This is a genomic window from Shewanella sp. UCD-KL12 (assembly GCF_001957125.1).
Taxonomy (GTDB): Bacteria; Pseudomonadota; Gammaproteobacteria; order Enterobacterales; family Shewanellaceae; genus Shewanella.
On record NZ_MPHJ01000017.1, the window covers coordinates 44,371 to 56,462 of the forward strand.

Genomic DNA, 12,092 nt, shown 5'->3' on the forward strand with positions numbered 1-12,092 from the left:
TTATTTCTTTTTTTCTGATGAATATCACAACTTTTCCCAAAAAAAAGAAGCTATATAATTTATGGTTTATTGTTAAGATACCCCTGTCTCTTTTTCAGCCTGCATCCCAATATGCTTCCTAATATACGCACAGCCCTTCTACTACTTATCACATTATTAAGCTTCAGTGCCTTTGCTAGTTCTCCACTTGATATTAATAAGCGCCTAGGGCTTTCTCAACCTTCAGCCAACTTAACGGCAGAGCAAAAGCTTGAGCATATTGAACGTAATATTAAAGAGCAGGAACAACTCGAAGAAAACCATGTAGCGCTAATTAATCAATATCAAGAGCACAAACAGAACCTAGAGCAGCAACTAAAAGAAGCACAAGCCCCTTTAGTTCGCTCTAAAAAAAGACAGCTTACCCAACAAGCTTCTTTGGCTTATTTACGACTTTCTGAGCTGAAAGAGGTCTATGCAGATCTCAATATCAAAGTCACAGAACTCATTAAGCAGCATAACCAGCTACCATCTCAAATTTCAGCAGCTCGAAAAGCATTAGCTCAACACAAAAAAAACCAACTGAGTGATTCAGAGGGTATACAAGCGCAGTTATTAAAAGCACAACGCCACCTCTATACCCAAACCCTATCAACACTGGAGCTTGAGCTAGCCAGCAGCCAAAAACGTATTAACCTCAACCAACAGCAGATGCTGCTCGTAAGGCAACAACTCTCTCAACAGGAAGGGCTAATAGAAAGCATCAATAAAGCGACTGCCGAGCAGCGCCTAAAAAGAACCGATGCAACCATAGCTAACAGCCTTATTGAAACACCAACAGAAGTAGACCCTTTAACACAAACCTTAAGTGGACTAAATAAAGGTTATGCGGAGCAATTAAAAGATTTAACCCATAAAACAAATGAAGTCGTACTTGAGCAGGAAGATGCAGAAAACCTCTATCAACTTCAAGCTAAACAACTCAATAATATTCAACAGCAAGTCGGTTTAATTAAGCTTAACTCAGCTTTTGGTGAACGTTTTTTGCAAATGCTACAGTCTTTACCCTCTCCGCCTAATCAGGAAAAGCTACAGTCGAAGATTGCCCAAGCCAGGTTAGCGAGATACCAATTAGATCAAGATCAAACCCTTAATACGCAACAACAGGCCGGCAGTGAATCCTATACAAGCATTCAGAAAAAACTGTTAGCTTCTCAACATGATTTAATTGCACAGCTGATACAGAGCCAAGATCTTTATCTCAGTGAGCTCACAGACTTAAGAGTGATCAACGAGCAATTAACTCAGCAAAATATCGCGTTAAGTAATATTTTGAATGAACATCTGTTTTGGGTTCCGAACGCGAACTCAATTGATAAACTCTGGGTAACTGACCTATTTCAGAGTGTAAAATGGCTTGCAGGACAAGCGATTTGGCCAGATACCTTTAAATCATTTGATGAGCAAAGCCACTATTGGTCGTGGTGGATAATCTTGCTGGTACTTTGCTTAGTCGCGCAAGATCTTGTCACGCCTAAATTCAAGAAGGCAATGGCAAATGACATTACCTATGTCGGTAATGTTACTCAAGATCAGTTCAGCTTTACCTTTAGAGCCTTAATTAATTCATTAGCCTACAGTGTCATTAAACCACTACCGGTGATCGCAGCTGGGGCTATATTGCTTCTTTCTAGCAAGAACTTAACCGCTGCCATAGGTATGGCAACTTTGGTTATTGGTTTGCTTTATCTGCTCTACCGTTTCACTTACTTGCTAGCACTTGATCGCGGTCTACTAATCGGTCACTTTAAAGGTGAGCAATCGATAATTAGAGACGGACAAATCCGCTTTAAAACCTTCTTTGTGATGGCCATTCCTTTCTTGGCAGTGATGGGCTTTACTGAGTTTATCGACAACTCAGTACTGCGAAACAGCTTAGGTAGAGGAGCCTTCATTGTTTTTTGTATTATTCTCTTCGGCTTCTACAAAGATATTTTGTCTTTATCCAAAAAAGACAAGCATCAACATCAAGCTGATAAAAACAAAAAACTGTTGCAGCGTTTCCTATGGGCAGTGTTACTACTCGTGCCTCCTATCTGCGCAGTCTTAGCATTTAGAGGCTACTACTACACCGCATTTCAGGTGTTACTTCAGCTACAGCTATCACTACTCCTATCATTAGGATTTATGTTGCTCTACCAACTCATTAAACGTTGGATGCTAATTGAGCGCAGAAGAATCGCTTTTGATCGAGCAAAGGCTAGACGTGCAGAGATCTTACTGCAACGTGAGCGTGATGAAGACCCGCAAAATAGTAATGATTCACTCGATACTTACGAAGAACCAGTCGTTGATTTAGAGACCATTTCGAGTCAGTCACTAGGCCTGGTTCGCTCACTGCTACTGCTTGCATTTTTAGCCAGTTTAGTCGGACTCTGGACTCAGACCCATACCGCACTTTTCTCGCTTCTCGACGGAATAACACTCTGGACGAGTAACAGCATGGTCAATGGTATTGAGCAACAACTCCCTATAACCTTTAAATCTCTGCTACTAGGCTTAATCATTGTCGGTTTCTCATTGATGATTGCCACCAACCTTCCAGGTTTACTTGAGCTCACGATCCTACAAAGGTTAGACCTAACACAAGGAACAGGGTTTGCTATAACTACAGTCAGCCGCTACCTAGTGATCTTCATCGGTATTTTGAGTGGCTTTTCGACATTAGGGATGGAATGGTCAAAATTACAGTGGCTAGTTGCAGCACTCTCTCTCGGCCTAGGTTTTGGTCTACAAGAGATTTTTGCAAATTTCATCTCAGGTTTAATCATTCTCTTTGAAAAGCCAGTGAGAATCGGCGATACAGTAACGATTCGAGATCTCACTGGCACTGTCAGTAAAATTCAAATACGTGCCACCACGATTATTGATTGGGATAGAAAAGAGATCATTATTCCTAATAAAGCCTTTATCACTGAACAGCTGATAAACTGGTCACTCTCAGATCCCATCACAAGGGTTATAGTTTATGTGTCTGTTGCAAGAGACTCAGATCCAGCTCGCGTAGAAGCAGCGCTATACCAAGCAGTTAAAGAGTGTGATGATGCACTAGAGAGCCCTGAGCCTGAAGTGTGGTTTGCCGGTTTTGGTAAGCATACCCAAGACTACGAAGTCAGAGCCTACGCGAAAGATATGAACACACGCTGGCCCTTAAGGCATAAGCTTCATAAAAAGATCAGTAAAAAGCTACAAGAAAACCAGCTTGAGCTTGCTTACCCACAGCTAGAAGTGCACATTAATAATCCACAAAGTAAGGAAACGCAGGGGCTCATTAGAAGCTAATGATCATTTTTGCTCATCGAGGTGCTAGCGGGTATGCACCAGAAAACACCATGGCAGCCATGCGTAAAGCTATAGAGCTTGGTAGCCGTGCCATTGAACTCGATATTCACAATGTTGAGGGAGAGCTGTATGTCTTTCATGATCGACGTCTAGATAATGTCAGCAGTGGTACAGGCTTGATTGAAAAGGTAAGTCGCAGTTATCTAGACTCAATTAATGTAGCAGGTGAGCCTATTCCAACTCTGTGGCAGGTCATGGAGTATCTTAGTGAGTATCAATGCACAGTTAATATTGAATTAAAGGGCTTGAATAGCTTAGTCCCCTTCATCACGATCTACACTAAGCTAATTGAAGAACTACAATTCCCCCCTGAAGACCTGCTCATTTCATCATTTAATCACCAGCAGTTACTCCAATTTCGCCAGCGATTTCCTCACGCCTATTTAGCACCACTTTTTGAAGGGATAACGCTCAATTATATCGACACGATTAAGGCATTAAACGCTTACTCAATCCATCTCAGCCTAAGCTTTATTAATGAAGAGATGATAAGCCTTGCTCATGCAGAGGGAAGTAAGGTGTTTGTTTACACGGTTGATAATAGCGCTGATATGGTGCAGATAGCACAGATAGGAGTCGATGGCATTTTCACCAACTTTCCAGACAAAGCAATGAAACTTTTAAGCTCAAGTTAAAACACCTCGCTACACGCCTTCATTTTGGAATTGAAATTATTGAGCAAATATTCGATTTCATCCTAAACTATAGCTGAGCCTAGCTAAATTTGTTTATGCCGCTGCGCCCAAGCACCAATAATGGTAAATATACTAACGACCAAAACTAACAACCAGTGAGCTGAAAGCTGCGCCATATTTTTAGCTAGAAACGGACTTAAAGTCACAATAAGCAACCCATAACCAAAAGCGTTTACCAACACAAAAGCCAGTGTTCTGAGTACAAAGGAACGCCCGATAAGCTTTCGGCTTAGAAAGCGATTGATATCGGTTGCGAAAACGATCAAAAAGCAGGCAACCATTGCAGTAGCAATCTCATTAAGCCAGGGGTAGAGCAAAGAGCCAAGCTGATGAAAAATTGAAATAATATGTTCCATAACACGGTCCATAATTGTGGTGATGCCAATCGGGATAAGCCGTTAGCATAGGGGGAGTGATGCAGAGATACAAGCTACTATTATTAACCAGTGATAATGAGCGATATAGACGTTTACTTGAATCCTGTCACCTCCCCGAAATAGAGATCCTTGGGGATGAGACACGCAACGTGTCACAAGCAAATATCTGGTTAGCAGAGCCCTCTCTTGCAGCACCATTGCTGCCACATGCAACACATATCTCTTGGATGCAATCCACTCTGGCAGGGGTAGATGCGTTAGTGACACCTAGGCAACGAAAAGATTATCAACTGACCAATGTAAGAGGTATTTTCGGTCCTTTAATGAGTGAATATCTATTTGGCTATCTACTGGCCCACCAAAGAGAACATCACAAATACAAACAACAGCAAGAGAGACAGCTCTGGTTGCCAGGCAGTTTTAAAACGCTACAAAATCAACACCTTCTTTTACTAGGCACAGGGAATATTGCCAAACATATAGCACAAACGGCAAAACACTTTGGCATGCATGTCACAGGGATTAATCGAGGAGCTAAACCAACAAGAGGCTTCGATCAGGTTGATACCCTTGCAAATCTACCTAAATATTTATCTTGTGCTGATGCGATTGCCAGTATCCTTCCAAGCACACCTGAAACCAGAGGCGCACTGAATAGCCAAACTTTGTCATTAATGAAAACCGATGGAATCTTGTTTAACTTAGGTAGAGGCGATGTACTCGATCTTGATGCCTTATATCTACAACTGAGCACCCAAACATCGCAACATGCCATACTCGATGTGTTCAATCAGGAGCCGCTACCAAAAAACCACCCAATATGGATGTTAGATAACGTTGTGATCACCCCACATATCGCTGCGCCCAGCTTTCCAGAGCAAGTGGTTGAGATTTTTACCAATAACTATCACAAGCTATTAAAAGGCGAGCAACTCTCCCATGAAGTAAACTTTGAACGAGGTTATTAGTAATACCTCAAGCCGAGACCTGGCTTCATTTTCTTTTTATCTCAGTTCAAAATTACTTAACTGTACTTTTTCGCTGTAGTAATGAGTCTCCCGTGTCATTTAAATATACTGATCAATGCTGATTAATAGACCAAATAGCCACTTTACTTAATTTTTAGAAGCTGTTCACAATTTTTAATAACCCCTATCGAATAAACTAATTTGACTTATTCTCTTTCGGTATTAGCATTGAGAATCGTTTTCATTTATACTTCTGTCATCTATTGAGGGAGGCCTATTAAATGTACGTTTGTCTTTGCCATGCTGTTACCGATACACAAATAAAAGAGGCCGTTAGCCAGGGTGATATCTCTTTGGCCGATGTGAAAAAGCGTCTTGGTGTGGGTAGTCAATGTGGGAAATGTACTAAAATGGCAAGCCAGATCATTCAAAGGCAGCTTGATGTTGAGCCAAACTATTATGAAGTCGCTTAAAGCATAATAAACATCAAAAACTCCCAATAAAAAAGCTGCCTATGGCAGCTTTTTTATTGTTCTTAAATTATACCTATGGCTCAAGCGTATCACTCGTACCTTCACCGAGCTCTACACTATCAACTCGCTGCAGCCCTCGAGGGAGTTTTGCCCCTCTTCTTCCACGCTCGCCGCGATAATGTTCTAAGTCACTAGGCTTCAGAGTCAGCTTACGCTTACCAGCCCACAAGGTTACTGAAGTATCCTCTGGCACCACGTGTAAGTGAGTCAGTAACTCCTCTCGAGACTTAGATCTTTCAGTCGGTATACCGATAATCTTATTACCTTTACCTTTAGACAGCTGAGGTAAAGCTTCCATCGAGAAGAGCAACATCCTGCCCTCATTAGTAATAGCTAGAATTGACTCAACGTTATCTTTGTTAACTAGCTGAGGTTTTATCACTTTAGCGTTTGCGGGCAAGCTAAGCAGAGCTTTACCGGCTTTATTTCTCGATACCATATCTTTATAGGAACCGACAAACCCGTAACCAGCATCTGATGCCAGTAAGTAGTATTTACTATCATCTCCCAGAATCAAATGCTCCATCACCTCACCTGGCGATAGGTTAAAGCGTGTTGTAATCGGCTCCCCCTGGCTTCTTGCTGAAGGTAAGGTGTGAGTCTCAGTAGCAAATGCACGCCCAGTAGAGCCAATAAACACCGAAGGTTGATTGCTCTTACCTGCAGCACTACAAAGGAAAGCATCCCCTGATTTATAGGATAGTGCTGTACCATCAATGTCATGGCCCTTAGCACAACGAACCCAGCCTTTTTCAGATAACACTACAGTCACAGCTTCAACTGGCGCCAACTCTTGCTCAGTGAGCGCTTTAGATTCGCTACGTTCGATTAATGGCGAACGTCTATCATCACCGTATGTTTCACCGTCACGTACTAACTCTTTTTTAATCAGTGTCTTCATTCGACGATCTGAGCTCAGTAATAGCTGTAACTTATCTCGCTCAGCTTCTAGTTCACTCTGCTCGGTCTTAATTTTCATCTCTTCTAGTTTCGCCAAGTGACGTAACTTAAGATCTAAAATGGCATCAGCTTGTACATCGGTTAGCTTAAACCGTGACATTAACTCAGCTTTAGGGTTTTCTTCATATCGAATGATCTCAATGACTTCATCAATATTAAGAAAGGCCACCATCAAGGCATCTAGGATATGCAAACGCGCTAAAACTTTATCAAGCCTGTGAGTTATCCTACGTGTCACAGTGTTAAAGCGGTATTCCAGCCACTCAGTCAAAATCTGTTTAAGACCTTTAACTTGAGGGCGTCCATTTAAACCAAGAATATTCAGGTTTACACGGAAGTTTTTCTCGAGATCTGTTGTGGCAAAAAGGTGTGCCATAAGTTGATCGCAATCGACTCGGTTTGATCTTGGTACTACAACGATGCGAACAGGGTTTTCATGATCTGATTCATCGCGCAGATCCACCACCATTGGCAACTTCTTTGCCTGCATCTGAGCGGCTACCTGCTCTAAGATTTTTCCGCCACTGGCTTGATGTGGTAAAGCTGTAATAACCACTTCACCATTTTCAATGGTATAAACAGCGCGTGCCTTAATCGAGCCACGGCCTGTTGAGTAGATCTTAGCGATATCCGCTTTAGGGGTAATAATTTCCGCTTCAGTGGGGTAGTCAGGTCCCGGAACCAGCTCCATCAGGCGTTCAAGTTCAGTTTTTGGGTTATCTAAAAGCTCAACACATGCAGAAACAAGTTCACGGGTATTATGCGGTGGCACATCTGTAGCCATACCAACTGCAATACCTGTAATTCCGTTGAGCAAAATATGAGGTAAACGAGACGGAAGGACCAATGGCTCTTTCATCGTGCCGTCGAAGTTAACGCCCCAATCAACCGTTCCTTGCCCTAACTCACTAAGCAATACTTCTGAAAACTTAGATAACCTAGCCTCGGTATAACGCATCGCAGCAAATGATTTAGGATCATCTGGTGCCCCCCAGTTACCTTGACCGTCTACTAAAGGGTAGCGATATGAAAATGGCTGAGCCATCAATACCATAGCTTCATAACAGGCACTATCACCGTGGGGGTGATACTTACCCAAAACATCACCGACTGTACGGGCAGACTTTTTATGCTTTGATTGGGCCGATAAACCTAGCTCACTCATGGCATAGATAATACGGCGCTGAACAGGCTTTAATCCATCACCGATATGAGGTAAAGCTCGGTCCATGATGACGTACATGGAGTAGTTTAGATAAGCCTCTTCGGTGAAGCGACGCATAGGCATCTGCTCTACACCATCTAAACTTAAGTCTATCGCATCACTCATTTTTCATTATCCTGTGCTTGAGCAGCTTGCTGTTTTTCTTCGGCGATATCTTTATGATAAAGGCGGTAAATATTACCTTTAAGATCATCAGATATATACATGGCACCATCTGGGGCCGTTAATAATGCATAGGGTCTAGCAACTGGAAACTCACCATCTAAAAAGCTAACGACAGTGCTTCTCTTTACCACTTTTTTCTGTTCAATCTCTAGCATTACCACCTGATAACCGATCTTACTGGAGCGATTCCAGGAGCCATTCTCGGCAACAAACATTTGGTTGTGATATTTAGCTGGAAACTGAGTACCGCGATAAAAATGAAGCCCCATAGGCGCGACGTGCGCAGGGAGTTCAAAGACAGGTAGCGATACCTTTAAGTTTTTGGGTTTGTCGTATGCAGGTTCAACCACTGATGATGCATGTATGTAGGGGAAACCAAAATGCTCACCACTGTGCTCAACTCGATTTATCTCATCGGGCGGCAATCTATCGCCCATCCAGTCACGCCCCTGATCTGCAAACCATAAAGCACCGTCTTTAGGAGACCAGTCAAACCCAGTAACACTGCGAACACCGGTAGCGACTTGCTCACTGCTTCCTGATTTGATATCAATGGCGATTATGCTGCCGAATGGTGCTTCTGCCTCACAAACATTACACGGCGCACCGATAGCGACATATAAACGTCCATCAGGGCCAAAATGCATCGCGCGTCGACTTTTACTCGTTTCTTCTGGTAGGCGGTCGTAAACCTCTTTACCTCGTCCAGGTCGACGCAGTCGGTTTTCAACATCAACAAAACGAATAATCCGCTCATCGACAGCAGCATAGAGGTCGCCATTATGAAAAGCGATTGCCTCTGGGTTTTCGAGCCCTTTGGCTATCATATAGCGCTTATCAACGCGGCCGTCAGCATTACTATCGACTAATGCCTGAATAGTGCCTTTCTTACGAGAACCAACAAAAAGGGTTCCCATATCTCCTAATGCCATCTGCTTAGCATCGCCAAGTTCAGAGGCATAGAGCGTTAAACCAAAGCCTTTGGTTACAGTGATCATCATAGGCTGTGTAGATGCAAGTAACTGCTGACTAAATAACACAGAAGCGCAAGCAAAAAATACACACCAGATTCGTTGATTTTTTTTCTGATTCAACAACATTATTATTTTATAGCCTAATTATTCTAATTATTGGCAGTTCACTAAAAATCAGCAAGATCGCCCTTTGTCTCTAACCAAGTCTTCCTGTCACCTGAGCGTTTCTTAGCAAGTAACATATCCATAATGGCTAGGGTATCTTCGGCATCATCAATGGTTAACTGTACTAGCCTACGAGTGTTCGGATCCATGGTTGTTTCACGAAGCTGTAAAGGGTTCATCTCACCTAGCCCTTTAAATCGAGTCACCTGAACTTTGCCTTTCTTCTTCTCTGCCGCAATACGATCGAGAATGCCCTCTTTCTCTGCTTCATCTAGTGCATAAAAGATCTCTTTACCGACATCGACTCGAAATAGAGGCGGCATCGCCACATAAATATGCCCCTTTTCTACAAGTACCTTGTAGTGCTTCATAAATAGTGCACATAACAAGGTCGCAATATGCAGACCATCTGAATCAGCATCGGCCAAAATACAGATCTTTCCATATCTTAACTCTGAAATATTATCACAATCAGGGTCACAACCAATGGCGACGGAAATATCATGGACTTCCTGAGAAGCTAGCACTTGAGTCGCATCAACCTCCCAAGTATTCAGAATCTTACCACGTAGTGGCATAATCGCTTGAAAATCACGATCGCGCGCTTGTTTAGCACTTCCTCCAGCAGAGTCACCCTCCACAAGGAAAAGCTCACCACGCATAGGGTCTTGCCCACTACAGTCTGTTAACTTGCCAGGCAAAGCGGGGCCTGAAGTCACTTTTTTACGTGCAACTTTTTTAGCTGACTTTAATCTCTTCTGTGCATTGTTAATACACATTTCAGCGAGTGCTTCTGCCTGCTCCGTATGCGTGTTAAGCCACAAACTGAATGCATCTCGTACAATGCCGGAAACAAAAGCTGCGCTTTGGCGACTTGAAAGTTTCTCTTTTGTTTGGCCTGCAAACTGGGGATCCTGCATCTTTATCGATAAAATGAAGCTGCTACGATCCCATATATCTTCTGGGGTTAACTTGATTCCCCGAGGGATCAAGTTCCGAAACTCACAAAACTCTCGCATTGACTCAAGCAAGCCCTGCCTAAAGCCATTGACATGTGTTCCACCTAATGGCGTCGGGATAAGGTTAACGTAGCTTTCATTCAGATACTCGCCACCTTCTGGCAGCCAAGTAATAGCCCAATCAACCGCTTCACTATTTCCCTTCAGGCTACCAACGAATGGCTCTTCGGGTAACATGATGGCATCTTTAACGGCTGACTTTAGGTAGTCTGTTAAACCACTTTCATAAAACCACTCTTGCACTTCGCCAGTTTGCTTATTATTGAACTTAATTTTAAGCCCAGGGCAAAGTACGGCTTTCGCTCTTAATAGATAAACTAGCTTAGATACTGAGAAGTTGGCAGAATCAAAATAACTCGGCGTTGGCCAAAAGTGCACTCGGGTTCCAGTATTTCTGCGACCACAAGTTCCTGTTTCTCTTAGATCTTCAACCTTATCACCATTCTCGAATGCAATATCATACACAATGCCATTTCGGCGAACCGTAATTTCAACACGACTCGAAAGTGCGTTAACAACTGAGATACCAACACCGTGAAGACCACCAGAAAACTGATAGTTGTCATTGGAGAACTTACCACCAGCATGCAGCTTAGTTAAAATAAGCTCCACCCCAGAGATCCCCTCTTCAGGGTGAATATCGACAGGCATACCACGGCCATCATCGATAACCTCTAAAGAGTTATCCTTATGTAGGATAATATCTATCTTACTAGCATGTCCTGCCAGGGCTTCATCGACACTATTATCGATGACTTCCTGCCCTAAGTGGTTCGGGCGAGTGGTATCGGTATACATACCTGGACGGCGTTTTACAGGGTCGAGTCCGTTAAGGACTTCAATGGCATCAGAGGTGTATTGGTTTGTCATGGCACACACAATTTATAGTTATTAAGGCCATGTTGCGGGCCTATATGGTTACTTGTCAAGAAAACAGAAACTGGCAAATTGACTGCATCTGTTTTTCGTAGCCTAGAAAGCTATGATCGCCACCGGATTGAACCAGCAACTTACAGCAATGGTACTTTTGTACGGCCTGCCGGTAATCTAGGACTTCATCACCCGACTGTAATAATACAAAAAAGCGGTCTGGATTGATGATAACTTCAGTATTAAATCTTGCTACCTGCTCTTTATGTTCAGGTATTACTTGATAATGTTCATCAGTATAAGGGTTGTGCTGCGGGCCAATGAACTCGTCAAATAACTCAAATGGCGTCACAGCGGGATTGATCAACACGGCTCGTCCGCCGTATTTTTCCGCAAGAAAACTTGCAAAATAACCACCTAAAGAAGAGCCTATATAGGTGACATCCTCCCCCTGACTGACCGCATCAGCAACTAAATTAGAGAGTAACGCCATAGCCTCAGCAGGTTGTGATGGTAATTGAGGCTGATGAACTTTGAGATTGGGATAATTAGCAGCTAAATACTCTGCAGTTACCACCCCTTTATCTGACAACGGGGAACTATTAAAGCCATGGATATAAAGCAGCATAATTCCTCATATATGGGTTACTCCTAGTATCACATAACAGTCATGTTCACTATAGAAGGAGCGTTAGGAGTAACTTTTAATAAATGATCAATAGAATGCTAACACTTGCTTACGTTTCTACCAAGCAGAAAG

Annotated in this window: 9 protein-coding genes; 4 read left to right on the forward strand and 5 right to left on the reverse strand. The window is 42.8% G+C overall.

Annotated features, from left to right (window positions below; genetic code table 11):
* Nucleotides 1-111 precede the first annotated feature (111 nt).
* Together BM736_RS20865 and BM736_RS20870 are read left to right on the forward strand one after the other, a co-directional pair.
* Entirely contained in the window at nucleotides 112-3,321 is a 3,210-nt protein-coding gene (locus BM736_RS20865) for a mechanosensitive ion channel domain-containing protein (protein ID WP_076415770.1), read from the forward strand.
* Entirely contained in the window at nucleotides 3,321-4,016 is a 696-nt protein-coding gene (locus BM736_RS20870) for a glycerophosphodiester phosphodiesterase family protein (protein ID WP_076415773.1), read from the forward strand. The genes BM736_RS20865 and BM736_RS20870 overlap by 1 nt, the downstream gene beginning before the upstream one ends.
* An 83-nt stretch (nucleotides 4,017-4,099) precedes the next feature.
* Here BM736_RS20870 and BM736_RS20875 read toward each other — a convergent pair whose 3' ends face one another.
* Nucleotides 4,100-4,432 (reverse strand): DUF3392 domain-containing protein, encoded by a 333-nt coding sequence (locus BM736_RS20875; RefSeq protein WP_076415775.1) that lies wholly within the window; start codon nucleotides 4,430-4,432, stop codon nucleotides 4,100-4,102.
* Nucleotides 4,433-4,491: 59 nt separating this feature from the next.
* Here BM736_RS20875 and BM736_RS20880 point away from each other — a divergent pair, with 59 nt between their 5' ends.
* A complete protein-coding gene (locus BM736_RS20880) occupies nucleotides 4,492-5,421 on the forward strand; it encodes a D-2-hydroxyacid dehydrogenase (protein WP_076415777.1) in 930 nt (309 codons plus the stop codon).
* A 281-nt stretch (nucleotides 5,422-5,702) separates the two neighbouring features.
* Nucleotides 5,703-5,894 carry a bacterioferritin-associated ferredoxin gene (locus tag BM736_RS20885; protein WP_076415779.1) on the forward strand — a complete coding sequence of 64 codons (192 nt, stop codon included), beginning with the start codon at nucleotides 5,703-5,705 and terminating at the stop codon, nucleotides 5,892-5,894.
* A 73-nt stretch (nucleotides 5,895-5,967) separates the two neighbouring features.
* Here the strand turns inward: BM736_RS20885 and parC are convergent, their stop codons facing one another.
* From parC to BM736_RS20905, 4 genes are read right to left on the reverse strand one after another with little or no spacing between them, the layout of a single operon-like run.
* Nucleotides 5,968-8,244, reverse strand: a complete 2,277-nt coding sequence (gene parC / locus BM736_RS20890) for a DNA topoisomerase IV subunit A (RefSeq protein WP_076415781.1) — start codon at nucleotides 8,242-8,244, stop codon at nucleotides 5,968-5,970.
* The gene (locus BM736_RS20895) at nucleotides 8,241-9,404 is read right to left on the reverse strand and encodes a PQQ-dependent sugar dehydrogenase (protein WP_076415783.1); all 1,164 of its coding nucleotides are present in this window, start codon (nucleotides 9,402-9,404) and stop codon (nucleotides 8,241-8,243) included. The genes parC and BM736_RS20895 overlap by 4 nt, the downstream gene beginning before the upstream one ends.
* A 41-nt stretch (nucleotides 9,405-9,445) precedes the next feature.
* Nucleotides 9,446-11,332 (reverse strand): DNA topoisomerase IV subunit B, encoded by a 1,887-nt coding sequence (gene parE, locus BM736_RS20900; RefSeq protein ID WP_076415785.1) that lies wholly within the window; start codon nucleotides 11,330-11,332, stop codon nucleotides 9,446-9,448.
* A 55-nt stretch (nucleotides 11,333-11,387) separates the two neighbouring features.
* On the reverse strand, nucleotides 11,388-11,960 hold the full coding sequence (locus tag BM736_RS20905; protein ID WP_076415787.1) for a YqiA/YcfP family alpha/beta fold hydrolase: 573 nt from the start codon (nucleotides 11,958-11,960) through the stop codon (nucleotides 11,388-11,390).
* Nucleotides 11,961-12,092 lie beyond the last annotated feature (132 nt).